The organism is Citrobacter sp. Cc139, assembly GCF_030334645.1.
Classification (GTDB): Bacteria; Pseudomonadota; Gammaproteobacteria; order Enterobacterales; family Enterobacteriaceae; genus Citrobacter; species Citrobacter werkmanii.
This window is the reverse complement of sequence record NZ_JAOWDM010000094.1, coordinates 20476-44570: the sequence shown is the minus strand read 5'-3', so window position 1 is coordinate 44570 and position 24095 is coordinate 20476. Positions and strand designations below refer to the sequence as shown.

Sequence of the window (24095 nt, the reverse complement as noted above, 5' to 3'; positions counted from 1 at the left end):
GCGTACTTACATACGTTCTACGGTTTCGATACCCAGCGTATCCAGACCCAGCTTCAGGGTTTTCGCCGTCAGTTGCGCCAGCTTCAGACGGCTGTTACGAATCTCTTCGTTCTCCGCGCTGAGGATAGGGCAATGTTCGTAGAAGCCGGAGAACAGACCCGCTACGTCGTACAGGTAGGCACACATCACGTGCGGCGTACCTTCACGGGCCACGACGGTGAGCGTTTCTTCAAACTGCAGCAGACGCGCAGCCAACTGGGCCTCGCGATCTTCATTGATAATGACCTGCGCATTTGCCAGCGTGCTCTCGTCGATTTCCGCTTTACGGAACACGGACAGTACGCGGGTGTAGGCATACTGCATGTACGGCGCGGTGTTGCCTTCGAACGCCAGCATATTGTCCCAGTCGAAGATGTAGTCAGTGGTACGGTTTTTGGACAAATCCGCATATTTCACTGCGCCGATACCGACCGCATTCGCCAGCTTTTCCAGCTCATCGGCAGGCATATCCGGGTTCTTCTCAGCCACCAGACGACGCGCGCGTTCCAGCGCTTCATCCAGCAGATCGGCCAGTTTAACCGTACCGCCCGCACGGGTTTTGAACGGTTTACCGTCTTTGCCCAGCATCATACCGAACATGTGGTGTTCCAGCGGCACGGAATCCGGCACATAGCCGGCTTTACGGACGATGGTCCAGGCCTGCATCAAGTGCTGATGCTGACGGGAATCGATGTAATAGAGAACGCGGTCGGCATGCAGCGTTTCGTAACGATATTTGGCGCAGGCGATGTCGGTGGTGGTGTAGAGATAGCCGCCATCTTTCTTCTGAATGATAACGCCCATCGGTTCGCCTTCCTTGTTCTTATACTCATCAAGGAATACGACGGTAGCGCCTTCGCTCTCAACAGCCAGACCTTTCGCCTTCAGATCGGCCACGATACCTGGCAGCATCGGGTTGTACAGGCTTTCCCCCATGACGTCGTCACGGGTCAGCGTGACGTTCAGGCGGTCGTAAGTTAACTGGTTCTGCGACATGGTAATGTCGACAAGTTTGCGCCACATCTCACGGAAGTACTCGTCGCCGCCTTGCAGTTTAACAACATAGCTACGGGCGCGCTCTGCGAAGGCTTCATCTTCGTCGTAATGTTTTTTCGCGTCACGGTAGAAACCTTCCAGGTCAGCCAGCGCCATCTCTCCGGCGTTTTCCTGCTGCTGTTTTTCCAGCCACGCGATCAGCATACCGAACTGAGTACCCCAGTCGCCGACGTGGTTAGCACGAATAACATTGTGGCCGAGGAACTCCAGCGTACGCACCGCAGCGTCACCGATGATGGTGGAACGCAGGTGACCCACGTGCATCTCTTTCGCTACGTTAGGCGCGGAGTAGTCGACCACAACGGTTCGTTTAGCCGGTTGGGTTACACCCAGACGATCGGAGGCCAGCGCCTGCTGAACATGCTGCGCCAGAAATGCCGGATCGAGAAAAATATTGATAAAGCCCGGGCCAGCAATTTCAACCTTGCTGGCAATCCCGTTGAGATCCAGATGAGTCAGCACCTGCTCAGCCAGTTGTCGCGGCGCCATACCCAGTTTTTTAGCGACAGCCATCATGCCGTTGGCCTGATAGTCACCGAACTGTATTTTTGCTGACTGACGAACCTGCGGTTCGCAATCTGCAGGCGCGCCTGCAGCAATCATGGCCTGACTGACTTTTTCTGAGAGAAGAGCCTGAATATTCACCGGAATACCTTACATTTATGAAGCGGGATAAAATTCACCGCGCCAGTTTAAGAATTTAGGGCGCGAGTATACTGCAAATGCCCGTTGCCGTCAGCATTGCGAGTACAGTGCATTGTCGGAAATGAAAGCAACGCAATAACGTATAATTATGCATATCGCGTTCGAAAAAAACAGCGGTTGGATGGCGCAGCGCAACAGAGTAAATTAGCGGCTTTGAACATGGATATGAGCTTTTATTATGGCGAACTGGCAAACAGTTGCAGAACTGCATGATATTTCCGCAGATTTACCGCATTTCACGCAGGCGTTAACAGAACTTTCCACCCGTCTTGGTCTGGATGTCACACCGCTTGAAGCCGATCACATTTCTTTGCGTTGCCATCAAAATACTACCGCAGAGCGCTGGCGTCGTGGGTTTGAGCAGTGCGGTGAACTATTGTCAGAGAATATCATCAATGGCAGACCCATTTGCCTGTTCAAACTTCATGAGCCGGTTTGCGTACTGCACTGGACATTTTCCATCGTAGAGCTGCCGTGGCCGGGAGAAAAGCGTTATCCACATGAAGGTTGGGAGCATATTGAGATTGTCCTGCCGGGTGATGCACAAACGCTGAATGCGCGAGCGTTGGCGCTGCTTTCCGATCAAGGCTTGAGTCAGCCGGGCATTTTCGTGAAAACCAGTTCACCGAAAGGAGAGCGTGAGCGATTACCCAATCCTACGCTGGCGGTCAGCGATGGCAGCGTGACGATAAAGTTTCACCCGTGGTCGATTGAAACCATTGTGGCAAGTGAGCGACAGGAGTAAACATGGCCTTACTGGAAGTTTGCTGTTACAGCATGGAATGCGCGCTTGCGGCGCAGCAAAACGGCGCGGATCGTATTGAGCTTTGCTCGGCGCCGAAAGAAGGGGGCTTAACGCCGTCACTGGGCGTATTGCGTTCGGTTCGTCAGCATGTTGCTATTCCCGTCAACCCGATTATCCGCCCGCGTGGAGGGGATTTTTGTTATACCGACGGTGAATTCGCGGCAATGCTGGATGATATTGCGATGGTCAGAGAACTGGGATTTCCAGGGCTGGTGACCGGTATTTTAGATGTGGATGGCAATGTCGATATGCCGCGCATGGAAAAAATAATGGCGGCTGCCGGTCCGCTGAATGTCACTTTTCATCGGGCGTTTGATATGTGCGCTAACCCACTCAATACGCTACAAAAACTCTCTCAATTGGGCATCGCCAGGGTACTGACTTCCGGGCAAAAATCAGATGCAGTGCAAGGTTTAACAAAAATAATGGAACTTATTGCGCAGGCGGGTGCTCCAATCATTATGGCCGGAGCGGGGGTTCGCGCCTCGAATTTGTCCCTGTTCCTGGATGCTGGAGTGCAGGAAGTCCATAGTTCTGCCGGAGTATGGCTGGCTTCCCCAATGCGTTATCGCCATTCGGGGTTGTCGATGTCTTCGGATACGCAAGCGGATGAGTATTCTCGCTATGCGGTAGACGGAGCGGCGGTTGCTGAAATGAAAGCAATCATGGCACGCCATCAGGCCAGCTGATTTTTACCGTTGCATCATGTCGCCCAATATGATGCTTGCTCGTACCAGGCCCCTGCAATTTCAACAGGGGCCTTTTTTTCTCCTTCATATTTCAAGCCGCAGCAGCGTTGGCCGCCTCGCGCACCCCGGTCACGTAGTTATCTACGCTCCCGGGGATTTACTGCGTTGCCGCCTTGCTGCAACGTGAACTATTTTGGAGAAACGGTGCTATACGTAACGGTCATTCGGCAATCTATTACGGCTTACGCGCAATCAATACCGCGCGTAATGGGGCGGGGTAGCCTTCAACCGTTTTACAGTGGTCGTTCGGATCGAGGAAATCGGCCAGCGATTCGGTTATCATCCACTCGGTACGGCGCTGCTCTTCGGTGGTGGTGACGCAGATATCGGCGATGCGCACATCAACAAATCCGCATTTTTCCAGCCAGTTTTTTAGCGCCAACGCAGAGGGGATAAAATAGACGTTACGCATCTGCGCGTAGCGGTCACCCGGCACCAGTACGGTATTTTCATCACCCTCGACAACCAACGTTTCCAGTACCAGTTCACCCTCTTTAACCAACTGATCTTTCAACTGCCACAGGTGTTCCAGCGGGGAACGTCGATGATACAGCACGCCCATGGAAAACACGGTATCAAAGGCGTTGAGCGCCGGAAGCTGTTCAATACCCAGCGGCAGCAGATGCGCGCGCTGATCGTTGCCCAGCAGTTTACGCACCGCTTCAAACTGGCACAGGAACAATTGCGTAGGATCGATGCCAACCGCCAGGTGCGCCCCCGCGCCAATCATACGCCACATATGATATCCGCTGCCGCAGCCGACATCGAGAATGGTACGGCCGGTAAGATCCGATAAATGCGGCAGGACGCGATCCCATTTCCAGTCTGAGCGCCATTCGGTATCGATATTGACGCCGTAGAGCGAGTATGGCCCTTTACGCCATGGCATCAGGTTCCGCATCAGGGTGTCGATGCGTTTGAGCTGACCGTCGCTAAGTGGTTGCTCGCTTTCTGCGGTGACGCTATGCAGTAAGTCCAGACGATACGGCGTTAACTCTGGCAAAAACTCCACCGCATTCGACCACTGCTTAAATAAGCCATGCTGATCGCGCTGCCAGGCAGCGATTTGCGCCGGGAGTGTTTCCAGCCAGTGGGAAAGGTGATTTTTGGCAATCAACTGATAAAAGTTACCAAAATCGATCATGCGCAAACCTCAGCTTTCAGCGCCACCAGGGAACCAAAGTTGAAGCACTGGAACCACAATTCGCTGTGCTCAAAGCCTGCCTGATGCAGTCGCGCTTTGTGTGTTTCTACGGAGTCGGTCAGCATCACGTTCTCCAGCATGCTGCGCTTCTGGCTGATTTCCAATTCGCTATAGCCATTTGCGCGTTTGAAGTCATGGTGCATGTTGAACAGCAGCTCGCCAACTTGAGCGTCTTCGAAACTGAATTTCTCCGACAGCACCAGCGCACCGCCGGGATTCAGTCCCTGATAAATCTTATCCAACAATGCCTGGCGCTCAGGTGGCTCAAGGAACTGCAGGGTAAAATTCAGCACCACCATCGAGGCGTTTTCGATAGTAATGTCGCGAATATCGCCTTCGATGACGTCAACCGGGGTTGGGGCCTTATAAGCGTCAATATGACGACGGCAGCGCTCAACCATCGCCGGGGAATTATCAATGGCAATAATTTTGCAATTCTCGTGATGAATATTGCGACGCACCGAGAGCGTCGCCGCGCCCAAAGAGCAGCCGAGATCGTAGACCTGTGTGTTGGGTTGTACGAAACGTTCGGCCAGCATGCCAATCATCGAAATGATATTGGAGTAGCCGGGAACGGAACGCTGGATCATATCCGGGAAGACTTCAGCTACCCGTTCATCAAAGGTCCAGTCACCCAGACTGGCGATAGGCGCAGAAAAAAGCGTGTCGCGGTGAGACATAACGTAAAAATCCGGGAAAAATAAAGTGGCGTATTGTGCGCTAATGCAGGGAGAAAACCAACTCCCAGGGCATATACCAAAGATTCGCCAGCACCATTAGCAACAGCGAACACCAGGTCGCGCTCATGCCTGAACGCCGCCAGCGGAAAAGCCGGTGGTGGAATCCGTAATAATGCATCAGTCGTCCGGAAATCAAAATCAGTCCGCAAATATGCACCATCCACGTTTCTGCGCCGTTCATTTCCATAAATAACAGCAGCACTAACGCGACAGGAATATATTCCACCGCATTACCATGAATACGGATAGCGTTTTGCAGTTCGCTAAAACCACCGTCACCATAGGCAACGCGGTACAGCATACGCAGGCGCACGACGTCAAATGAGAACTTTATTAACAATAACGCACCCAATACGGCATAAAGCGCGCTTACCATACAAACTCCCTTTAAAATGGCTGATGGCATTGTCTATGATAGGTGGCAATTTCAGAAAAGAGAAGATTGCTGTGGAATAGACGGTGCTGATCCGATCTCTGGCAGGGCGCTACGTAAATCCGCCCATAACGTGTCTACCAGCTCCGGGGCCTGCGCGATATCCGGCGTATGTAAAAAAAGATACGGCGTCGTGGATTGTTGCCACTGCGACAGCTTGGTTAACCAAACTGCAAATAACTGCCGGTTTTGTGCCATATCATCGCTACCGATAAAACGCACCATCGGATGATTGGCCGTTACCACTGCATGAACCGGTACCTTTGGTTTCTTACGCTGAGCTTCGCGTACCGCTTCAGTATGCGGGATGGCGGCATGCACCGGGCGACTGTCTAAGATCACCCGGTTTACACCTCGCTCATGCAGGCCGCGATTCAGTTGCTGCTCGGCTTCGCCTTTGGCAAAGAAGTCCGGATGGCGAACTTCGACACCGTAGGTAAAGGATTTGGGGAGCGCGTCGAGAAACGGCCACAGAGCAGACAGGTCGCGTGAGGCGAAGGTGGCGGGTAATTGTAACCAGTATTGCCCGATGCGCGACTCCAGCGGTGACATGCGCGTGAAAAATTCCTGTACCAAATCATCACAATTACGCAACGCGGCCTGATGTGAAATGGTGGCCGGAAACTTAAAACAAAATCGAAACGCATCAGTGGTATGAGCATGCCAGCGGGCGACAATCTCGGCTTTTGGCAACGCATACAGCGTGGTGTTGCCCTCCACGCAGTTAACATGACGGGCGTTAGGGGTTAACTTACTGATTTTAATAATCCTCCCGTACTGTTCTCGTGGCTATGGGGCATCAATGGGGCAAAATCTGCCAGCTTCTGATTCAGCATTGCGATCTGCTCTGCGCTGCTGTCAGCCATCCATGCACCGTAAACATTGAACACCATCTGCGCGCTCGCATGCCCCATCTGACTGGCAATAAAACTCGGGTTTGCACCAGCAGATAATGACCAGCACGCATAGGTATGTCGTGACTGGTACGCCTTTCTGTGTCTGATCCCCGTGCGCTTTAGTGCCGCTTCCCATGAGTCGCCTACTGAATCGACCCGGTAGATAAATCCGACCTGCTTACTGCGTCTGACTACATGCGGGTTAAAGACGAATGTACACTCATGGTTCACCGAACGGCCGTACTCACGTAACTGCACTTCAATGTGATATTGCCTGCCCAGCCTTGTCATTTCAGCCTGATTTTTCAGGATACTGATTGCGGGCTGGATAAGATGCACTACTCGATCTGTGCTTGCCTCGGTTTTCGGTAGAGTGAACTCACCAAGTTTCGTATAATTACGCCTGACGGTAATTGTTCCCGCCTTCAGGTCGATATCTTCCCAGGCCAGGGAGACCAGTTCCCCGTGACGCATTCCTGTGTACACTGCTAATGACCACAGGTTTTTCGTCTGCTGATGCCGGCATGCATCTATCAGGCGAATAAATTCATCACGAGACAGAGGATCTGGTTCTGCCCTGGCTTTTTTCAGAGGCTTAATTCCCTCGAATGGGTTCACCTCTAAGTAACCGTGATCCGCAGCAAACTGAAACATTCCGGCCATTGTCGTCATGTAATAGTTCACGGTAACAACGCTTCGCCCTTTTGCCGGGGCTTTGTTTTTCGTCGGATTCTGGTAACCAGTTAGCAAATCTTTCCTGAGATACAGCAATTCCTCTTTGGTTACTGCTGATACCAAGCGATTACCTCCGATCCTCGGCACCATATTCCTTGCGACAGACTCATAGCGATTGAATGCGTTCGCGCAGATTTCCATCCGTTTCAGATCCAGCCATTTTTCTTCAAGTTCTTTCACTGTAATGTCTTTTTTACTTACACCAAAAGCCTTGAGGTTAGGGGAGTCAGGAAACTGGGTTGCATAATCAAAGGTTCCTGTGCGGATGGCAAAACATACTGATGTCCGCAGTTCCCCGGCTATCTTCCTGTTCTTAGCGGTGTCAGGGACACCGAGACTTTCCCTGACACGCTTACCTTTAAAATTAAACCAGATGCGTAAAGTGCCACCGTGGTTTTCGACGCCTGTTGGATATGTGACTTTATCCATTGGTGTTACCTCCAGACGCCCAAGAGCGATACGAGCTTACCTTTTTCATTGCATCAAATCACCCTGGCTGCTTGCATTTCATTGAAGCGACCCAGGCATCTACAGCCTTTCTGTTATACATGCACTCACTGGACGGTTTTGGATTCCCGTCAGGCGAGACGTGGATATATTCCCTCCCAACCATCCAGCACTCTTTTCTGGCACGGAGGATGGTTCCGGGTTTGAGCCCGGTAACCGCGATCAGAACGCTTTCACAAACCCAATCGTTGGGAGCTAACTGGAAAACATTGCTCATAGTTATTTCTCCATTATCCCGGCTGCACCCGGGGAAAACTTTAGCTGTTGCTGGTGGTTGGGATTAGTTTCTGCCAAATCTCTGAAACATATTTCGCCTGGTGGCGGGCATCAGCCAGTGCGTTATGTGCAACCCCATCAAATGGCATATCACGCTTAGGATCGAAACCTACAACTCTGCCCAATGTGACGATGGTTCTGACGTCGTGATCATTCCAAAATTGCCACGGGCAAACTTGGCCGGCACGCTCATATGCGCCGCGCAATATAACGTTGTCGAAAGTAGCTCCATTGCCCCAAACTTTTAAATATTTAGGGTTATCAGAATGCCGATTAATGAAATGGCTCAGTTCAGATAGGGCAGATGATATCGGCATCGCATCATCAACACAGATTGCTGATCGTGCTTCTGAGCTTTGTCTTAACCACCACAGAATAGTGTCACCATCCGGCACCGCTCCCTGCTCCATAGCGCTTTCAAGATTAATAGCGGTGTAAAACTCCTGACCCAGTTCACCACTTTGCGGATCGAAGAATACGGCACCAATGGAGACGATAGGGGCATTCGGTTTTTTGCCCATGGATTCGAGGTCGATCATTAAATTGTTCACGTTATACATTCTCCTGCTGCGGTGCTGCTGCGAAATGTTCGACACCTTTAGCCCAAATAGCTTTGATGGTCGTCCATGTGACAGGAACGGTGATTTCAATTCTTCCGCTTCCGTCGCAGGTTTCGCAATCATCATCACCAAAACACTCTGGGCAGTTTATAAATTTCGTTTCTGAAAACTCACCGGACAGCACTCTTTTTGCGCCGTTCTCAGCGGTTAGTTTCTTCGGGACCAGCACGTAACCATCCTGAGTTACCGGAGAGTTGCCAGCCTGAAGCATGGCGGCGCGGCAAGCATCATACGATTCACGCATCGCGTCTTTGACCCAACCAAGTGGTTTATCACCGCGAATTGCCAGCCATTGATCGAACGTTGGCACTACCGGCGCTGGAGGGGCGGCATAGAGTGGGGTCACCTTTACGCTATCCCAGGATAAATCCCTTGCTCGCTCCTCGTCATTGGTAACATGCCATTGATTTAGGTGGAACCATCGCCACGCCACAGGCTCAGCACCAAACGCCGAAATAGCCCCATCAATCACCTTCAATACATCAGCGAGAATGTAAGCTCTGTTCCCGCCGTTTGAGTACTGGGTATCATGTTGCAGGTGCTCGCGTATCTGGTGCAGGCGATCGACAGATACAGGACCGTGCACCGGGTGGTTTGTGCTTTTAGTCATTCCATGCCTCCAGCTCGTTCTGGATTTCCTCGTCGACCTCGTCATTTGTGGCATCTTCGTTCAGATAGTCGCGCGCCTCTTTGAGATACTGTTCACGGCGTTCGTGGTACCAGGCAGAGAACTCCGGCAACCACCCTCGATTAGCCCCCTGAAAATCTACCATCGCATTATCCTCTGCCATACGCTCGACCATGCAGTCGGCAGTTGTCAGGGCGCATTCCCGGATGTAACTGCGAAGGTGGTGCTTACGCCAGTACGGACTGTATTTTGAATCGCAGCGGCTTTTAAATTCGACAGTCCAGCGACGGATGCAACGTGCGTTCAGTGATTTACTCATTGTGTTGCTCCCTGTCTGGCTCTATTCAATAACTGGTTAAACATCATGGTTAGGCTGTTACTGCACCCAAATGGCATATCGTTGACACGGTATGTTGGAATGCCCTTGCGAACACCAGACTTCACGATCCTGCCAGTGGTAAAGAGTTGCGATAACGAACCAGCGATCGAAGCTGTTTTTTTGTTTAAACCCTTAGCTATTTCAGCGCTGGTGGCGTTGGGGTGAGCCTGGAGATATTCAAATACGGTCATGGCGTTTTACCTTTACGTTCCTGTTCAAGTTGCACCAGAGACTCTTTTAATGCTGCGAACGTAGCTTCCAGTCTGGTGGCGACTTCGCGCATAAGCGGTGCATGCTTTGGTGGCAATTCAGCAACGGAGGCAAAAGCCTCCGCTACGAGTTCTTTTACCTTCATGCGGCGCATTGGCGCAGCTCCACCAGTTCGTTAAAGCGATTCATGAACAGGCCATAGGCTTGACCAGGACGGAGAGGAATAACCTGAACGAGATCAGAGCAGGGAATACCTTCGAGAATTTCCCACTTCGAACCGTCATCGATTTCCAGATCACGGCGCTCGGTAGCTAACATGGTTAGATTGGCATATTTCACGACGGCAGCTTGCTCAAGCTGGATACCGAATTTAAAGCGGATAAGACCATCAATATAAGTTTCCATGCGCTGGTAGTCAGGCAGCAAGGCTTTGAGCGGGGCCGGAATATCCTGGCAATATGCCTCCGCAGCGTCGTGCATCAGCGCTTCAAAGGCGAACTCTGGCGGCACAATCTGGCTTACAAGCACAGAGTGCTGGGCCACGCTGTAGAACTCTGGGAGATGCCCAGCGAATCGACAGATGTTGGAAAGAGCAGTCGCGATATCCTCAACATCGATATCGTCGATTGTGGCGGTCAGGTAGTTTAATTTTTTACCGGATAATGTCTGAATGTAGCTCATGGTTTTCTCCATATTGGCGCGCTGCACCGCGCAAACTTATTGGCCTGAATATTTAAAACAGACCACCTTGGTTTTTAGGTTGATTGCGTTTACTTTTCGTGACTTCAGTTTTCGAAACCTGTTTATCTGCCCATGCTTTCGCATGCCTCATCACGTCATCAAAAATTGCACCCTTTTTACTGGCTTGTGACATGCGCTTATATAAATCAATCGCTTGCCATGCCCCCCCCCTGCGCTACTGAAGAAGAAAAGCCTTGTTTTATAAGGATTTCCCTGACGTTCTTCTCAATAAATTCGATATGATTCATCTGCCCTCCGAACCAACCTTCGCCAGATTTGGAGTGCAGCAACCCAACCCATGCTTATGGGGTAATTGCTGCCTGGTGTTTATCGCTTGGCTTCGCCGCCGAGAGAGGTTGTTAATCCGTTAATGAGAGAGATAAGCTCGCCGGTCATTAGAACAAAGTCAGCGTCGAACCGCTGAGCCGCATCATCACGGTCGATATCGTCGTTTTGTTCTGTAATCTCATTAGAGAACTTAAGGCGTTTGATGCTGCCGTCATCGCAAAGAACGAACTGAATGCGCTGTTGCCAGTCGATAGACAGCTTTGTAACTACTTTGCCAGCTTCCAGATGCACATGAATTTCGTCACTGACCAAAGTCTGTTTTTTAAAGCGTCCAATACCGCCATCTTCAAGAATAGCTTTCAGTTCGGCTTCATCACCCAGGCTAAAGCCAGCAGGGGCACTACCGGAACGAACCCAGTCGGTAATAGTTAGTTCGATCGGCGTTTCCATAGTCAGCGGTACCACCGGGAGAGAACCGAGAGTTTTACGAAGCAGGGCCAGTGAGTCTTCGGCACGTTTAGCGCTGGCTGTATCAACCATGATCAGACCGTCTGTGACGTTGATCCACAAACTAACAGTCGAGTTTTTGGAGAACGCCCGAGGAAGCAGGGAGTACAACACTTCATCACGCAGCGAATCTTTCTCAGTTTTTTTGAGGCGACGCCCCTGATCGGATTCCAGACGCGCCACACGCTTGCGCAGTTCTTCAGCAATGACAGGAGATGGCAGTATTTTTTCTTCCCGGCGAATAACCAACAACACTTGATTATTGACAGTGTGATGCAAGCGATCTGACAGCTGACCAAGTGGTGATACCCAACCGGTTTTTGCCATATCCTGGCTACCGCATGGAGTGAAGCGAAATAGTTCAAGCTGCTGTTCCAGCTCTTCCTGGTTGATGGTGAAATCGCGACTAATGCGATACACCAACATATTTTTGAAAAACGGATTGTTCATTCTCGGTTCCTCAACGCCTCTGCACCGGCGCTAAAAAGTTAGTTTCTCCATACACAACAGAGAAGGGCACCTGCATTTGTAGGCGACTGCAACCGCCATCCTCTTGCCCGGGTGGATTGGGTTATGAGCCCGTCGCCCGGTGATGCCCTTTTCTGTTGTGTGTCGGGCTTCCACCGACTCCCATCTGTTTTTAAAGGCGCTCAGATATCGTCTGGCCTGTGCTGGTCTTTCCCTGCCGTCAGCGTTCTACTTCACGCCGTCACTGCCGTCGAGGGAGCTGGCATCTCTCCGTTTACACAGTTGAACGTCTGCCGCTGTTCTCGGTGCTGGTACCGCCACTGTCCAGGACATTTATAAGGACCGTCTCCAAGTGGTAACTCTTCCAGTCCCGGTAAGAATCCTGCGAGATGCTTACCATGACCGGCTGATATTCCCTGAAAAAGGCTGGCGGTTACCGGACAAGTGGGAAAACACCGGACCGCCAGAACAGGGAGTTACTTGTTATTGCTTTGGCCTTCTTTTAACCACATCAGGCGCGGTGGTAGGTATCTTCGGGCGGGGCGCTGGCGACCAACCAGCTACAACCCCTACGGTATTTACACTCCACGCCGTGGGTTAACGGCTCCGTATCGTGGCTGAGTTTCTGTTGCTGGTGGTCAAGCCAGCTTCGCAACCCCTCCCGAAGACACCTGTCAGCGAATCATCCGGTTATTCATACGCCACCGGCGGCTACTTCGTGGGCGTCCTGCCTGTTCGCTGCTGATGAATTAAATCTAACTTAACTTAGCTTTTAGATCAAGAAAAAACACCAAACTATTCTTAGCTTGATGTTAAGAGGAAGGTTAGAGGTGGGTTAAAGCTCGTACTGAACGCCTTTGACAACTCCGATGATCAGGCAATTACCGTTTATTGAAATGTTTGGATAGCGTGGATTTAAGGGAACTAAGAACTTTTGAGGCCCATCGATGACTAGTTTTTTTACAGTAGCCTCGTTTGTCCCATCAAGTCTGGCTACGACTATCTTTCCATTAAGTGGCTCTGCATCAGGGTCCACTATGACTGTTGCCCCTTCAGGGATTGTCGGAAGACCATTAGGGTTTGTCATCGAATCACCTTTGACCTCCAATGCAAAGGAGCTATCACCTATCCTGAGTGATGTTTCTACCCACTTATCTACTTCACTGAAAACTTCTGCTGCTTTACATTCTGTAAACTGTCCAGCCTGAACCCAAGAGATCACCGGAATCCTTCGCATCTTGGTTATCAGATTTCCTTCGAATTCAGTGCCATAGAGTATGTAATCAATTGAAGTATTGAAATACTTTGCAAGTTTCGAAAGTGACTCACCGCCTGGCACATTAATGTCTTTTTCCCAATACCCAACCGCCACATCGCTAACACCACAGAACTTACCCAGTTCTTTCTGCGAAGTTTTGGTTACGCGCCTGAGAGCTTTGATGCGCTGACCGACAGTTTCCATTTGAACACCATAAAAAAATTAAAAGGCTAAGCAATCTTAGTTTTTATTGACCAAAGTTAAATTGGTTATTAATATCTAATCAAACTTAGCTAAGGAGGCATTATGACAACCGATGACATTGAAAACTACTTCGGCAGTACTGAGAAAGTTGCCGAATTTTTTGGAATCACAAGCGAGGCCGTTTACCAGTGGCGTAATAGAACTGGTCGCCTAATCCCGAAAGGACGTGCAGCAGAAGCAGCCTATCGGACTGGGGGGAAATTGGTTTTCCATCCCGACCTTTACGAAAAGCGTAGTGAAGCTTCAGTAAAACTCAAACCACAGGAAAAAGGAATAAACCGTGGGTAACGAACCTATTTGGAAAGTCGAACGCCAGCCAGCCTGGCTGGTTGCGGCGATAAAAAAAACGATCACAGATCTACATGGCGGTTATGCCGAGGCGGCGGAATGGTTGGGCGTGACAGAGAACGCATTGTTTAACCGCCTTCGTATTGATGGCGACCAGATTTTCCCGCTGGGCTGGGCAATGGTTTTACAACGTGCTGGTGGTTCAACCCATATCGCTGATGCCGTTGCGCGCCATTCTCAGGGCGTATTTGTACCGCTGGCAGATGTCGATGATCTGGATAACGCCGATATAAATCAGCGCCTGATGGAGTCCATCGAATGGATAGGCCGTCATTCGAATTTTGTACGTAAAGCCACGGCTGATGGGGTAATTGACGCAGATGAGCGTGCTCAGATTGAGGAAAACAGCTATCAGGTTATCGCGAAGTTCCAGGAGCACGTAGCGCTTCTTTATCGAGTTTTTTGTGTCGCTGAAAAGAGTGACGCCCGCGAGTGTGCAGCTCCGGGCGCCTTGGCGAACAACTCTTCGAGTATGGAGAAATAATCCGCATGAGCAGTTTAACGGCTTTTAACCGTCTACCGCAACTCAGGATGATCCCGGTTTCGGGTTCTCCGTTGTTTCGGTATGAACGTAGATTATCAAACCGCTGGGTTCCGTGTAACCACAGTAGGGCGGTTTCAATTGTGGGGGTCTACAACCGGAGGGAAAAACGCCTGTGCGCGAACTTAACCGAAGGTTCAAAGACAACCGCGGAGTGCCAGTCCGTGTTATCCGCTGGGAGCCAGAAACACAGCGCGTTATCTATCTGCGTGATGGTTACCCGCACGAATGTTTCAGCCCACTTGAGCAATTCAGGCAGAAGTTCAGGGAGATAACGGACGATCATGAGCACTAAATTAACCGGCTACGTATGGGATGGTTGCGCTGCGTCGGGCATGAAGTTGTCTAGTGTCGCGATCATGGCTCGCCTTGCTGATTTCAGCAGCGATGAAGGTGTTTGTTGGCCGTCCATTGAAACTATTGCTCGCCAGCTTGGCGCAGGGCCGAGCACTATCAGAACGGCAATCGCTAAGCTTGAAAAAGATGGCTGGCTCACGCGTACACAGCGCCGTAATGGTAACCGTAATGCTTCGAACGTGTACCGCCTGAATGTGGCGAAACTTCAGGCTGCCGCATTTTCTCAACTGTCAGATTCTGACACGTCAAAATCTGACGCATCAAATTTTGACGCCTCAAAAACTGACCCGTCGAAATCTGGCAAAAAAGGCGGTTTTGACCCGTCAGAATCTGGCGGGGATCCGTCAGTAAAATCAAAACAAGATCCACAAGTAACTTCAAAACCCTCTTGTCCGGTTGCAGCGCAACCAGACCCTGAAGTCGTGATTACTGACCAGGCGATTTTGGTTTTGTCTCATTTGAACCAGATCAGCGGATCCCGGTATCAGAAATCAAAAACATCCCTGGAGAACATCCGTGCCCGACTGCGTGAGGGGTACAGCGTTGCAGACCTGCAACTGGTTATCGACCTGAAGCATGAGCACTGGCACGAGAACGACGAGCAGTACCAGTACATGAGGCCGGAAACGCTGTTTGGCCCGAAGAAATTCGAGAGCTATCTGCAAAGCGCTACCCGCTGGGATCAGAAGGGACGGCCTAAACGCGCTGATTGGGGGGCGAAAAAACGCGATGTGATGGCTTTTGGTCCGGTTGATACAACGATTCCAGAGGGGTTCAGAGGATGACGTTAAACAAATATTGCCAGGCGCTGGCGGTACTGCGTAGCAAACCAGCCCATGAATTGAAAGAAGTTGGCGATCAGTGGCGGACACCGGATCTGCTTTTTTGGGGGATCAACGCGCTATTTGGTCCATTAGTTCTGGACCTGTTTGCTGACGATGACAACGCGAAGTGCCCGGCATGGTACACCGCCGAAGATAACGCGCTGACGCAGGACTGGTCTGAACGTCTTGCAGAACTGGGCGGCGCAGGTTATGGCAACCCACCGTATAGCCGTTCGCAGTACCACGAGAAACAGGCGATCACTGGTATGACGCACATCATGAAGTACGCAGCAGCCCAGCGTGAAAAGGGCGGTCGCTATGTATTCCTGATAAAAGCCGCGCCGAGTGAAACGTGGTGGCCGGAAGATGCCGATCACATTGTATTCATTCGCGGGCGCATTGGGTTCGATCTGCCTGTGTGGTTTGTACCTGCTGACGAAAAACAGAAGCCCACCAGCGCGTTTTTTGCCGGTGCCATAGCTGTATTCGATAAGTCATGGCGTGGTGAGCGGTTCAGCTATATCAACCGTACAGAACTGGAGGCAAAAGGGCAGGCGTTTATGACTTTGGCGCAATTTGCTGTCAGCAAGTCTCAACCTGCAACTGCCACACCATCTGTAGCTGGCAAGCCAGAAGTAGAGTTGCCACTCACTCAGAAAGATATTTTTGATGTCAGCGGTGTAGAGGCGTGGGCATGCGTTAGAGCTGCGTTCGGCGATAAAGAAGAATACACATTCAGTGAATCGAAGTTTGGGCATACCTGGGCGGCGGATTCTGTCGAAGCACCGGAATTTACTCAGGTATCACCATTAACGATCGATAAAGCGAAGCTGCTTATTCGAGATAGTATTTTGTTCGGTGTGGATGCGTGGCTTTTGTCGATTAAATCGGGTGATGCTTCTACATGGTTAGATATTTCTCAACGTATTCGGACTGTTGCCCTTGAGGCATCTGGTGAATACGGCATGAACAGCACTGATTTTATTGCTGCCATGGGGAGCCTAGATGTTTCCAGTTGGTTCAATATTCGCCAGATCCGCGCGCATATCCGTGAGAAGGCGAAACCAGTAGCTGATCAGCTTTCCGAGTCCCGTATCTGGCCGCTGGAGGTTGGAATTGTATTCGACCAGGTGGATGGTGCTGACATGCTGGATGAATCACAGCAACACAAGCTGAAAGCCAATATCAATCAACTTTGGCTGGAGCGGACTGCCGCCAGCGAAATCATTACTGCTGCTTCTGAACTTGTTCGCAATATGCGGGGAGAGGCCGCGTGAAACTAGTCCTGCCTTTTCCTCCGAGCGTGAACACTTACTGGCGCGCCCCTAACAAGGGGCCGCTGACCGGTCGTCACCTCATAGCGCTGATGGCCGTAAATACCAGAGCGCTGCCTGCGTGGCGATCATTGAGCAATTACGACGTCTCCCGAAGCCATCGACTGAACTGGCAGCGGTAGAAATCACTCTGTACCCGCCGGATGCGCGCCGCCGGGATATCGATAATTACAACAAAGCCCTGTTTGACGCGCTGACACATGCGGGTGTCTGGGAAGACGACAGCCAGATTAAGCGCATGCTGGTGGAATGGGGACCCGTAGTGCCTAAAGGTCGGGTAGAGATAACGATCAGCAGATATGAACCGGCGGGTGCAGCCGCCTGATATGGAGAAAAGTATGAGCCAATTAGCAACAACAGCATTAACCATGTCCAGCAGCGATATTGCTGAGCTGGTGGAATCACGACATGACCATGTTAAACGGTCCATTGAACGCCTGGCAGAGCGCGGTGTTATTGAACTCCCCCCAATGGGGGAAGTTAAAAATCACCTCAATCAGTCGGTAGCGGTTTATCTGATAGGGAAGCGGGACAGTTATATCGTTGTCGCGCAGCTGTCGCCGGAGTTTACCGCGCGTCTGGTTGATCGCTGGCAGGAGCTTGAGCAGGCACAGCAGCAGATGATTCCTCAATCATTCTCTGAAGCCCTACGTCTTGCAGCTGACCTTGCAGAACAAAAACAGCAGTTGACTAACGAACTGGCTGCCGCGGCGCCGAAGGTAGCGTTTGTTGATCGGTACTGTACAGCCAGTGGGTCAATGTCATTCCGCCAGGTGGCAAAACTGCTTAAGGCCAAAGAGCCAGATCTGCGGTTATTCCTCCTTGAGAACGACATCATGTATCGCCTTGGCGGAACGATGACCCCACGGCATCAGCATATTGATGCGGGGCGTTTTGAAGTGAAAACCGGCACATCCGTAACCTCAAATCATGCATTCAGCCAGGCACGTTTCACGGCGAAAGGTGTGCGCTGGATTGGTGGACTGTGGGCAGAACACATTGCCAGGGGGCAGGTCGCGTGAGAGCTCTGCTTACCCCCGAGATCGCCCATCGTATGGGGATTGTGCTGTTCCGTCCCGGTGCGGAACTGATGCACCTCTTCATGCGTGGTCGCGTTCTGCTCGAGCCTGAACCAGAAGAAATGGCGTCATTCAATACCGGGGCTGTTCCGGCAGCCATTCAGCCGCTGGCTGATGACCCGGTAATGCGGCAGGTCTTCGGGAATGAGCGGGTTATTCAGCGTGCCGGTGGGCTTCCTTCCCTTGAGCAGTGGCTGAGTTCTCGGTTTGAATGCCAGTGGCCACATTCATCGTGGCACGACAAGAACTTCACAACAATGCGGCACCCACCAGGAAGTATTCGCCTGTGCTGGCATTGCGATCACACTTTGTCGGGGCAGCATACCGAACAGCTTGCAGGTATAGCGGCCGGAAACCTGGTATCCTGGATTCTGGAAGTCATTCGGCGTGATTCTGGTTTTCCCGAGTCGCATATCCTGACGCTTCCGGAACTGTGCTGGTGGATGGTCAGAAACGACCTGGCTGATGTTATTCCGGAAAGCGTTGCGCACAAGGGGCTATGCCTTCCGGATGAGAAGATCCGCTCGGTCATGAGGGAAAGCGACATTGTGCCTTCTGCTTCTGCAACCAGCCTCGTTCAGGAGAAGGCGAAGAAGATCCTCACGCTCTCTGTTGATCCGGAGTCTCCGGAATCTTTCATGCTAAGGCCAAAGCGACGCCGCTGGATAAATGAGACTTACACCCGCTGGGTAAAAACACAACCCTGTGAGTGTTGCCGACGGTCAGCAGATGATCCGCACCATATCGTAGGGCACGGTATGGGGGGGACAGCAACAAAAGCCCATGACCTCTTCGTGATCCCTCTGTGCAGAGAGTGCCACGAAGAGTTACACGCCGATGTACCGGCATTCGAGCAGAAGCATGGTACGCAGCTTGAGCTGCTACTGCGTTTTATGGATCGGGCGCTGGCGATCGGCGTAATTGCGAAAGCTTAAGCGTATGGAGAAGAACAGGATGACACCACATCAACGCCGCAATCATTTTGAAGCACTGGGTAAAGCAGCATCTGCTCCGCGTAAAAGCTGGCTGGGTAAAAGCATTCTTCTGACGGGGATCCAATCCGGATGGATTAAATCCCTGCTCACCACATGGGGCGAGGGTGTGGGAGGAAAAACTGCACCCCGTATGCCGCGGGGCCACGCCTGCTGGAATGTACTAAGAGGTCGTAACTGGTCAGATAAGGCACTGGACCGCTTCACTGCTGCGTTGAATCAGGCACGAGAAGAGGGATTCCGTGGGCAGCAGGCAATGAACAGGGCGCACAGCATTCTCTGGCCCCAGTCACCTGCCAGTGTAATTGACGAGGCCCTGCATAATGACGATGTCGATTTTGTTGAGCAATGCGTGCTACAGGCACTGGATATAAACGATCCTGTTTATGTTGTTGGTCTTCAGTATTACACCACTCGAAAAAAAATCTCAGACATCACCCGGGAACTACAGGTAATCGCGCCATGGCTGACTGATGGGGAGGCAAGAAAGCGCGTGCGCTGGTGCTTGGAAATATTCAGAGCGAAGACCTTTTTGGCAGCACGAAAACAGTTATCTGAATAAACACACTGAACTCAATTTTAGCTATTAATGCTATTTTTTGATAATGGAGTTGAAAATGGGCCAGAAAATCAGATAATCCATTCATGCTTGGCAGAGCTGCGCCGCGATGGCAGCGACGAAAAGCGAACAATTTGAATATAACGAGAACCCCGCCAGCGCGGGGTTTTTGCTTTCCGGCGATACGACAGGGGTATTCGCGAGGTGCATTGCACCAGTACCCCTGTCATATCGTCGATCTAATCTTCCACAAATATAAAGCCTCGCAATTCTGCGGGGCTTTTTCATTTCAGGCTCACGGGAATCATCCGCTACGTGCTTTGTTGATAAATCCAGCCCGTGAAGCCTGACCCTTACTACAAACAGCACCCGCTAACTATGCGAGGTGAGGCTATGAAAATGAATGACAAAAACCCTGAATTCTGGGCTGCGGTTTTGACCGGACTCAAAAATGCGTGGCCCCAGATTCTGGGGGCGTCAATGGCCGGACTCATTGCCTATGGTCGTCTGATATATGACGGTGCAACACGAAAAAATAAATGGCTTGAGGGCGTCCTTTGTGGCGCCCTTTCTTTATGCATCACCAGCGCGCTTGATGTGGTTGGCCTTCCTGTATCGATATCACCGTTCGTCGGTGGTGTGATTGGATTCGTCGGCGTAGACAAACTGCGCGAAATCGCTATCAGCGCACTCAAAAAAAGGGCAGGGGTGACCGATGACAACCAGTAATGTTTCCCGCGGTATCCGCAACAATAATCCCGGCAATATCCGCTGGGGTGACGAATGGCAGGGCCTGGCACCCAAAACACAGCGCACCGATAAAGCATTTTGCCAGTTCACCACGCCTGAGTATGGTATCCGGGCGATGATCATCATCCTGCGCAACTACCAGCGCAAGCATGGTCTGAACACTGTAAGCGGCATTATCAAACGCTGGGCCCCGCCAAACGAGAACAATACACAGGCGTATATCAACAGCGTGGCTCAGGCGGCGGGCGTTACCCCCGACCAGCGCATCGATACCAGCGACAGCCGTTTCATGATGAAATTGCTACAGGCAATCATTAAGCACGAGAACGGTAGCCAGCCTTACGGATTCGATACGTTTGTTCGCGCAGTCGAACTGGCGGGGTAATCATGAATATCGCGCTGGTGGAACAATACTGGAAACCACTGGCGCTAATATTGCTGGTGGTATGCGCGTTTATCACCGGAAATGTCTGGAGTGATCGGGGCTGGGAAAAGAAGTGGGCTGACCGTAATAGCGTGGAATCATCGCGAACAGCGAACGCGCAGACCGCAGCCCGCATAATTGAACAAGGGCGAATTATTGCCCGTGATGAGGCTGTAAAATATGCACAAGAACAAGCCGCTAAATCTGCTTCCACTGCTGCTGGCCTGTCTGCCACTGTTAGTCAGTTGCGCACCGAAGCAACAAAGCTTGCCGCCCGCCTGGACGCCGCAAAGCACACCGCAAATCTTGCCGCTGCCGTCAGAAGCAAAACAACCGACGCCGACGCCAGAATGCTCGCCAACATGCTCGGAGATATTGCAGCAGAAGCTAAACGTTATGCTGGAATCGCTGACGAACGCTATGCCGCCGGGATGACTTGTGAACGCATTTACGATTCGGTGAGAGAGTCAAATAACAATCCTATAGCCTCGCGATAGCGGGGTTTTTTATGCGCATCGCACGCGCACCATGAAGAGAGTCTTTCAGTAGTGAGCCTGGGTGATGCCGTTAGGTTGCGTTTACCTCTCGGGCGGCATTGCCGTGCGACAGGCTCACGTCTAAAAGGAAACGCACATGAAGTATCAGCTTGCAAAATTGTATCGCGGTGATCATTTCTTCGGGTATGGAATAGCCGTAGGTGGCTTGCTTATTGATGGTCAGGTTTCAACGGTGGTAGAAACTTCGCCAAACGAAATGCCGAAAGTAATTGCGACATTTAATCTCAGCAATGAACACTCCGAAAAACAACCACGAATTGATTTAGATAATCCCAGCGCTTCTACCGAACTTAACGTTGTAATCCATCCAGATAAGCCATTAACCATCGAGCAGGCAGACGAACTACGAGATTTAGTAAAAGACTTTGTTGCCAAACATAATCTCTCTGATGGTGGTTTATGGAAGTATTAATAAACGGGGTACGTTTTATACCAGAAGGCGATAATAAAGTACGTATTGGGATAGCAATCACAACCCATAATCGTCCTGAAGTGCTTAAGCGTGCCATTGAGCAGCACATGAAGCATCTTCCATCTGGTGCGCTGGTGGTTGTGATAGACGATGGATCAAGTCCTGCTGCAATAGTTCCTGATGGGGTTAAGTTGGTACGCCATGAGCAATCACGCGGCATTGTCGCTTCCAAGAACGCCAGCCTGACAGCGCTGGTGGACGCAGGGTGTGAGCATCTTTTCCTGTGGGATGATGATGCATGGCCAATAGCTGATAACTGGCATCTACCCTACATCGAGTCACCAGAGCCCCATCTGGCTTATCAGTTTCTTGACCTCGCTGGCCCACGAAAGATTAACGATATGGCTGTCCTGTACAGGGATGATAAGCATATCGCTTACACCGGGCAGCGCGGTGTAATGCTGTACTACCACCGCAGCGCCATTGATAAGGTTGGCGGTTTTGATCCGGTATACGGTCGTGGCATGTACGAGCATCCCGATCTGGCGCTTCGGATTCACAACGCTGGTTTAACGTCGTGGGCGTTCGCTGATGTAATTGGCTCTGAAAAGCTGATTCACTCAATGGACGAGTACGAAGAGGGCGCGCGCTCAATACCACGGCCTGACCGAGAGGCACTGGTAAAAAGAAACGTTGGCATCTTCAACGCCCGACGCGACAGCGGTTATACAGGCTTTGCCTCGTACAGCAGAAATCCAAATCTAGTGATTACGACGCTGCTCACAAGCCAGCCAGACCCACAGCGAGGCAGGAAGATGAAACCCGACCCGCAGGTTCTTCAGGCTTGGGCAGATTCAATATCCGGCGCGCTGCCGATTGTCCTGGCTGACGAATTAAAAGAGTCGCCAACTGGCGCCGGTCTGTTTGAAGTCCCGCCGTTGGCTATGAGCCCCTACTTTGCTCGCTGGCTTCACATCTATCAGTATCTTCGTGCCCACCCTGAATACCATCTTGTCTGGTGTACTGACGGGACAGACGTTGAAATGCTGCGTGAGCCTTGGGAAGAGATGGCGCCGGGTAAAATTTACGTTGGCTCTGAGCACAAAACCTACTTTGACGAATGGATGAAGGACAATCACCACGGCAAAGCTTATAGCGAGTTCTTCGAACTGCACCGGGATGAGCAACTGCTTAATGCTGGCCTGATTGGTGGCTGCCGTGAAGATGTAATGGAGTTCGCCCACCGGATCATCCGTCAGCATTACCTTATTGAAAGCCACCGCTTCTGGAAGATGGAAGCAGCTCCCGCCACGCTGGTGGACATGGGCGCTTTCGGGATGGCTGCAAAGTCATTCGGTAATCGAATCGTTACCGGCCCTCTGGTGCATACCATCTTTAAAACGGATGGCTTCGGAAAGGAGACCGCATGGTGGAAACACAAGTGAAGTATGTTGTGATTGGTCACCATTCCCGCTATGCCTCAGCTGCATTGCTGGCTGGCGAACTTGGCGCACACCTGCTTATCGATGAAGGGAATCACGGTGCGAACTGGAATCACCGGCGCGCTATCGAATGGGCTGCTGAGCAACCTTGCCGGGTAGTGGTGCTGGAAGACGACGCGCTGCCTGTACGTGGATTCAGAGACAAGATTACGGGCTGGCTGGCTCGTTTCCCTGGCGACATGCTTAGTTTTTATCTGGGCACTGGGCGGCCACCGCAATACCAAATGCAGATAGCTGAACGCCTGATTAATGCGGATAAGGTGAGGTCTGACTTCATTATGCTGCAACGCCTGATACATGGCGTGTGCTACAGCATACCGCCTCAAAGCATCAGCCGTGTGCTGTCTCAATGGGACTGCAGTAAGCCTGCCGATTATGCCGTGGGCGATGCTTATGGTGGCGTTGTCGTCTATCCCTGCTGGTCGCTGGTGGACCATGCAGACGGCGAACCGGTTGAGCGTCACCCTGACTCAGCTCCACGAACAGAACGCCGCCGGGCGTGGAGGTTAGCCTGATGCCTGCGTTAATACCGAGAGCATGCCGCAAGCGTGGCTGCCCTGGCACAACCACTGACCGCTCAGGCTATTGTCCCAAGCACCTTAACGAAGGCTGGCAGCAGCATCAGCGAGGACAGAGCAGGCATCAGCGAGGTTATGGCAGCAAGTGGGACAGGCTGCGCCCAATCGTTCTCGAAAGAGATAAACACCTTTGTCAGGAATGCCTGCGAAATGGAAGGTATACACCCGCTGAGACGGTGGACCACATCACCGCCAAAGCAAATGGGGGGACCGATGACCTGTCCAACCTAGAAAGCCTCTGCAAGCCCTGCCACAGGGCGAAGACAGCGGTCGAAAGGCTCAAATGATATAAATTCTCACTTGCATCGACAGAGGGGGAGGGCGGGTTGA

32 protein-coding genes and 1 pseudogene are annotated in these 24095 nt (G+C 51.5%); 18 read left to right on the top strand and 15 right to left on the bottom strand.

Translation table 11 applies throughout. The features are described 5' to 3' along the window. Positions 1-6: 6 nt before the first annotated feature. Positions 7-1740, bottom strand: a complete 1734-nt coding sequence (argS, locus tag OGV69_RS23085) for an arginine--tRNA ligase (protein WP_069323597.1) — start codon at positions 1738-1740, stop codon at positions 7-9. A 238-nt stretch (positions 1741-1978) separates the two neighbouring features. Here argS and OGV69_RS23080 point away from each other — a divergent pair, with 238 nt between their 5' ends. Together OGV69_RS23080 and cutC are read left to right on the top strand one after the other, a co-directional pair. Further along, positions 1979-2545 (top strand): VOC family protein, encoded by a 567-nt coding sequence (locus OGV69_RS23080; protein ID WP_038641445.1) that lies wholly within the window; start codon positions 1979-1981, stop codon positions 2543-2545. Positions 2546-2547: 2 nt separating this feature from the next. Continuing rightward, positions 2548-3294, top strand: coding sequence for a copper homeostasis protein CutC (gene cutC, locus OGV69_RS23075; RefSeq protein WP_069323598.1), 747 nt, complete (start codon positions 2548-2550; stop codon positions 3292-3294). A gap of 235 nt (positions 3295-3529) precedes the next feature. On the opposite strand, the gene cmoB is transcribed toward cutC, so the two are convergent. The 14 genes from cmoB to OGV69_RS23005 form a co-directional block, all read right to left on the bottom strand. Further along, positions 3530-4498, bottom strand: a complete 969-nt coding sequence (cmoB, locus tag OGV69_RS23070; RefSeq protein WP_069323599.1) for a tRNA 5-methoxyuridine(34)/uridine 5-oxyacetic acid(34) synthase CmoB — start codon at positions 4496-4498, stop codon at positions 3530-3532. Then, positions 4495-5238, bottom strand: a complete 744-nt coding sequence (gene cmoA, locus OGV69_RS23065; protein WP_038641439.1) for a carboxy-S-adenosyl-L-methionine synthase CmoA — start codon at positions 5236-5238, stop codon at positions 4495-4497. The genes cmoB and cmoA overlap by 4 nt, the downstream gene beginning before the upstream one ends. A gap of 40 nt (positions 5239-5278) precedes the next feature. Continuing rightward, positions 5279-5674, bottom strand: a complete 396-nt coding sequence (locus tag OGV69_RS23060) for an MAPEG family protein (protein ID WP_069323600.1) — start codon at positions 5672-5674, stop codon at positions 5279-5281. Positions 5675-5725: 51 nt separating this feature from the next. After that, positions 5726-6499 (bottom strand): DUF72 domain-containing protein, encoded by a 774-nt coding sequence (locus OGV69_RS23055; protein ID WP_069323601.1) that lies wholly within the window; start codon positions 6497-6499, stop codon positions 5726-5728. Further along, positions 6478-7791: a tyrosine-type recombinase/integrase gene (locus OGV69_RS23050; protein ID WP_069323602.1), complete on the bottom strand. Its 1314-nt coding sequence runs from the start codon at positions 7789-7791 to the stop codon at positions 6478-6480. The genes OGV69_RS23055 and OGV69_RS23050 overlap by 22 nt, the downstream gene beginning before the upstream one ends. A gap of 58 nt (positions 7792-7849) precedes the next feature. Continuing rightward, positions 7850-8086: an excisionase family protein gene (locus OGV69_RS23045; protein WP_069323603.1), complete on the bottom strand. Its 237-nt coding sequence runs from the start codon at positions 8084-8086 to the stop codon at positions 7850-7852. A gap of 40 nt (positions 8087-8126) precedes the next feature. Further along, positions 8127-8696, bottom strand: a complete 570-nt coding sequence (locus tag OGV69_RS23040) for a 3'-5' exonuclease (RefSeq protein WP_048216422.1) — start codon at positions 8694-8696, stop codon at positions 8127-8129. Position 8697: 1 nt separating this feature from the next. After that, entirely contained in the window at positions 8698-9375 is a 678-nt protein-coding gene (locus OGV69_RS23035) for a hypothetical protein (RefSeq protein WP_069323604.1), read from the bottom strand. After that, positions 9368-9712 carry a hypothetical protein gene (locus OGV69_RS23030; protein WP_069323605.1) on the bottom strand — a complete coding sequence of 115 codons (345 nt, stop codon included), beginning with the start codon at positions 9710-9712 and terminating at the stop codon, positions 9368-9370. Before OGV69_RS23030 ends, OGV69_RS23035 begins: the two co-directional genes overlap by 8 nt. After that, the gene (locus OGV69_RS23025) at positions 9709-9963 is read right to left on the bottom strand and encodes a hypothetical protein (protein ID WP_048216132.1); all 255 of its coding nucleotides are present in this window, start codon (positions 9961-9963) and stop codon (positions 9709-9711) included. The genes OGV69_RS23030 and OGV69_RS23025 overlap by 4 nt, the downstream gene beginning before the upstream one ends. Beyond that, on the bottom strand, positions 9960-10136 hold the full coding sequence (locus tag OGV69_RS23020; protein ID WP_001253787.1) for a hypothetical protein: 177 nt from the start codon (positions 10134-10136) through the stop codon (positions 9960-9962). Before OGV69_RS23020 ends, OGV69_RS23025 begins: the two co-directional genes overlap by 4 nt. Then, positions 10124-10663 (bottom strand): hypothetical protein, encoded by a 540-nt coding sequence (locus OGV69_RS23015; protein ID WP_069323606.1) that lies wholly within the window; start codon positions 10661-10663, stop codon positions 10124-10126. The genes OGV69_RS23020 and OGV69_RS23015 overlap by 13 nt, the downstream gene beginning before the upstream one ends. 387 nt (positions 10664-11050) lie before the next feature. Further along, entirely contained in the window at positions 11051-11968 is a 918-nt protein-coding gene (gene rdgC, locus OGV69_RS23010; protein ID WP_069323607.1) for a recombination-associated protein RdgC, read from the bottom strand. Positions 11969-12821: 853 nt separating this feature from the next. Beyond that, positions 12822-13448 (bottom strand): LexA family protein, encoded by a 627-nt coding sequence (locus OGV69_RS23005; RefSeq protein ID WP_048217445.1) that lies wholly within the window; start codon positions 13446-13448, stop codon positions 12822-12824. 102 nt (positions 13449-13550) lie between these two features. On the opposite strand from OGV69_RS23005, the gene OGV69_RS23000 reads away from it, so the two are divergent. The 16 genes and pseudogenes from OGV69_RS23000 to OGV69_RS22925 all read left to right on the top strand — a co-directional run bounded on the left by OGV69_RS23000 (position 13551) and on the right by OGV69_RS22925 (position 24052). Beyond that, positions 13551-13796 carry a Cro/CI family transcriptional regulator gene (locus OGV69_RS23000; protein ID WP_000205493.1) on the top strand — a complete coding sequence of 82 codons (246 nt, stop codon included), beginning with the start codon at positions 13551-13553 and terminating at the stop codon, positions 13794-13796. Continuing rightward, positions 13789-14340, top strand: a complete 552-nt coding sequence (locus OGV69_RS22995; RefSeq protein ID WP_069323608.1) for a YmfL family putative regulatory protein — start codon at positions 13789-13791, stop codon at positions 14338-14340. The genes OGV69_RS23000 and OGV69_RS22995 overlap by 8 nt, the downstream gene beginning before the upstream one ends. 172 nt (positions 14341-14512) lie before the next feature. Then, complete coding sequence (locus tag OGV69_RS22990; protein WP_024135702.1) at positions 14513-14692, top strand: DUF4222 domain-containing protein; 180 nt, start codon at positions 14513-14515, stop codon at positions 14690-14692. Continuing rightward, positions 14682-15539 (top strand): conserved phage C-terminal domain-containing protein, encoded by an 858-nt coding sequence (locus OGV69_RS22985; protein WP_069323610.1) that lies wholly within the window; start codon positions 14682-14684, stop codon positions 15537-15539. The genes OGV69_RS22990 and OGV69_RS22985 overlap by 11 nt, the downstream gene beginning before the upstream one ends. Next, positions 15536-16855 (top strand): phage N-6-adenine-methyltransferase, encoded by a 1320-nt coding sequence (locus tag OGV69_RS22980; RefSeq protein ID WP_069323611.1) that lies wholly within the window; start codon positions 15536-15538, stop codon positions 16853-16855. The genes OGV69_RS22985 and OGV69_RS22980 overlap by 4 nt, the downstream gene beginning before the upstream one ends. Then, positions 16852-17237, top strand: a pseudogene (locus OGV69_RS22975) (RusA family crossover junction endodeoxyribonuclease). The gene OGV69_RS22980 and the pseudogene OGV69_RS22975 overlap by 4 nt, the downstream one beginning before the upstream one ends. Positions 17238-17250: 13 nt before the next feature. Continuing rightward, entirely contained in the window at positions 17251-17934 is a 684-nt protein-coding gene (locus OGV69_RS22970; RefSeq protein ID WP_069323612.1) for a phage antirepressor KilAC domain-containing protein, read from the top strand. Next, a complete protein-coding gene (locus tag OGV69_RS22965) occupies positions 17931-18926 on the top strand; it encodes a DUF968 domain-containing protein (RefSeq protein ID WP_069323613.1) in 996 nt (331 codons plus the stop codon). The genes OGV69_RS22970 and OGV69_RS22965 overlap by 4 nt, the downstream gene beginning before the upstream one ends. 19 nt (positions 18927-18945) lie before the next feature. Then, positions 18946-19545, top strand: coding sequence for a hypothetical protein (locus tag OGV69_RS22960; RefSeq protein ID WP_069323614.1), 600 nt, complete (start codon positions 18946-18948; stop codon positions 19543-19545). A 396-nt stretch (positions 19546-19941) separates the two neighbouring features. Further along, positions 19942-20271 (top strand): phage holin, lambda family, encoded by a 330-nt coding sequence (locus OGV69_RS22955; RefSeq protein ID WP_079967939.1) that lies wholly within the window; start codon positions 19942-19944, stop codon positions 20269-20271. Further along, positions 20258-20677: a structural protein gene (locus tag OGV69_RS22950; RefSeq protein ID WP_060854482.1), complete on the top strand. Its 420-nt coding sequence runs from the start codon at positions 20258-20260 to the stop codon at positions 20675-20677. The genes OGV69_RS22955 and OGV69_RS22950 overlap by 14 nt, the downstream gene beginning before the upstream one ends. 2 nt (positions 20678-20679) lie before the next feature. Further along, a complete protein-coding gene (locus tag OGV69_RS22945; RefSeq protein WP_069323615.1) occupies positions 20680-21213 on the top strand; it encodes a DUF2514 domain-containing protein in 534 nt (177 codons plus the stop codon). A gap of 136 nt (positions 21214-21349) precedes the next feature. After that, positions 21350-21685 (top strand): hypothetical protein, encoded by a 336-nt coding sequence (locus tag OGV69_RS22940; protein ID WP_069323616.1) that lies wholly within the window; start codon positions 21350-21352, stop codon positions 21683-21685. Then, positions 21673-23130 carry a glycosyltransferase family 2 protein gene (locus tag OGV69_RS22935; RefSeq protein ID WP_227409169.1) on the top strand — a complete coding sequence of 486 codons (1458 nt, stop codon included), beginning with the start codon at positions 21673-21675 and terminating at the stop codon, positions 23128-23130. Before OGV69_RS22940 ends, OGV69_RS22935 begins: the two co-directional genes overlap by 13 nt. Next, complete coding sequence (locus OGV69_RS22930) at positions 23112-23702, top strand: hypothetical protein (protein ID WP_069323618.1); 591 nt, start codon at positions 23112-23114, stop codon at positions 23700-23702. Before OGV69_RS22935 ends, OGV69_RS22930 begins: the two co-directional genes overlap by 19 nt. Next, positions 23702-24052, top strand: a complete 351-nt coding sequence (locus tag OGV69_RS22925) for an HNH endonuclease (protein WP_074458489.1) — start codon at positions 23702-23704, stop codon at positions 24050-24052. Before OGV69_RS22930 ends, OGV69_RS22925 begins: the two co-directional genes overlap by 1 nt. The last annotated feature ends 43 nt before the right edge of the window (positions 24053-24095 follow it).

What these genes read in the sequence shown, in the direction of transcription:
- OGV69_RS23045 (WP_069323603.1), bottom strand. Translation starts at nt 8,086, where the DNA reads ATGAGCAATGTTTTCCAGTTAGCTCCCAACGATTGGGTTTGTGAAAGC.
- OGV69_RS22980 (WP_069323611.1), top strand. Translation starts at nt 15,536, where the DNA reads ATGACGTTAAACAAATATTGCCAGGCGCTGGCGGTACTGCGTAGCAAA.
- OGV69_RS23020 (WP_001253787.1), bottom strand. Translation starts at nt 10,136, where the DNA reads ATGCGCCGCATGAAGGTAAAAGAACTCGTAGCGGAGGCTTTTGCCTCC.
- OGV69_RS23025 (WP_048216132.1), bottom strand. Translation starts at nt 9,963, where the DNA reads ATGACCGTATTTGAATATCTCCAGGCTCACCCCAACGCCACCAGCGCT.
- OGV69_RS22985 (WP_069323610.1), top strand. Translation starts at nt 14,682, where the DNA reads ATGAGCACTAAATTAACCGGCTACGTATGGGATGGTTGCGCTGCGTCG.
- OGV69_RS22930 (WP_069323618.1), top strand. Translation starts at nt 23,112, where the DNA reads ATGGTGGAAACACAAGTGAAGTATGTTGTGATTGGTCACCATTCCCGC.
- OGV69_RS23030 (WP_069323605.1), bottom strand. Translation starts at nt 9,712, where the DNA reads ATGAGTAAATCACTGAACGCACGTTGCATCCGTCGCTGGACTGTCGAA.
- OGV69_RS23035 (WP_069323604.1), bottom strand. Translation starts at nt 9,375, where the DNA reads ATGACTAAAAGCACAAACCACCCGGTGCACGGTCCTGTATCTGTCGAT.
- cutC (WP_069323598.1), top strand. Translation starts at nt 2,548, where the DNA reads ATGGCCTTACTGGAAGTTTGCTGTTACAGCATGGAATGCGCGCTTGCG.
- OGV69_RS22955 (WP_079967939.1), top strand. Translation starts at nt 19,942, where the DNA reads ATGAATGACAAAAACCCTGAATTCTGGGCTGCGGTTTTGACCGGACTC.
- OGV69_RS22950 (WP_060854482.1), top strand. Translation starts at nt 20,258, where the DNA reads ATGACAACCAGTAATGTTTCCCGCGGTATCCGCAACAATAATCCCGGC.
- OGV69_RS22970 (WP_069323612.1), top strand. Translation starts at nt 17,251, where the DNA reads ATGAGCCAATTAGCAACAACAGCATTAACCATGTCCAGCAGCGATATT.
- OGV69_RS23060 (WP_069323600.1), bottom strand. Translation starts at nt 5,674, where the DNA reads ATGGTAAGCGCGCTTTATGCCGTATTGGGTGCGTTATTGTTAATAAAG.
- OGV69_RS23015 (WP_069323606.1), bottom strand. Translation starts at nt 10,663, where the DNA reads ATGAGCTACATTCAGACATTATCCGGTAAAAAATTAAACTACCTGACC.
- OGV69_RS23005 (WP_048217445.1), bottom strand. Translation starts at nt 13,448, where the DNA reads ATGGAAACTGTCGGTCAGCGCATCAAAGCTCTCAGGCGCGTAACCAAA.
- OGV69_RS22935 (WP_227409169.1), top strand. Translation starts at nt 21,673, where the DNA reads ATGGAAGTATTAATAAACGGGGTACGTTTTATACCAGAAGGCGATAAT.
- OGV69_RS22960 (WP_069323614.1), top strand. Translation starts at nt 18,946, where the DNA reads ATGACACCACATCAACGCCGCAATCATTTTGAAGCACTGGGTAAAGCA.
- rdgC (WP_069323607.1), bottom strand. Translation starts at nt 11,968, where the DNA reads ATGAACAATCCGTTTTTCAAAAATATGTTGGTGTATCGCATTAGTCGC.
- OGV69_RS22945 (WP_069323615.1), top strand. Translation starts at nt 20,680, where the DNA reads ATGAATATCGCGCTGGTGGAACAATACTGGAAACCACTGGCGCTAATA.
- cmoA (WP_038641439.1), bottom strand. Translation starts at nt 5,238, where the DNA reads ATGTCTCACCGCGACACGCTTTTTTCTGCGCCTATCGCCAGTCTGGGT.
- OGV69_RS22940 (WP_069323616.1), top strand. Translation starts at nt 21,350, where the DNA reads ATGAAGTATCAGCTTGCAAAATTGTATCGCGGTGATCATTTCTTCGGG.
- OGV69_RS23080 (WP_038641445.1), top strand. Translation starts at nt 1,979, where the DNA reads ATGGCGAACTGGCAAACAGTTGCAGAACTGCATGATATTTCCGCAGAT.
- OGV69_RS23000 (WP_000205493.1), top strand. Translation starts at nt 13,551, where the DNA reads ATGACAACCGATGACATTGAAAACTACTTCGGCAGTACTGAGAAAGTT.
- OGV69_RS23050 (WP_069323602.1), bottom strand. Translation starts at nt 7,791, where the DNA reads ATGGATAAAGTCACATATCCAACAGGCGTCGAAAACCACGGTGGCACT.
- OGV69_RS22925 (WP_074458489.1), top strand. Translation starts at nt 23,702, where the DNA reads ATGCCTGCGTTAATACCGAGAGCATGCCGCAAGCGTGGCTGCCCTGGC.
- cmoB (WP_069323599.1), bottom strand. Translation starts at nt 4,498, where the DNA reads ATGATCGATTTTGGTAACTTTTATCAGTTGATTGCCAAAAATCACCTT.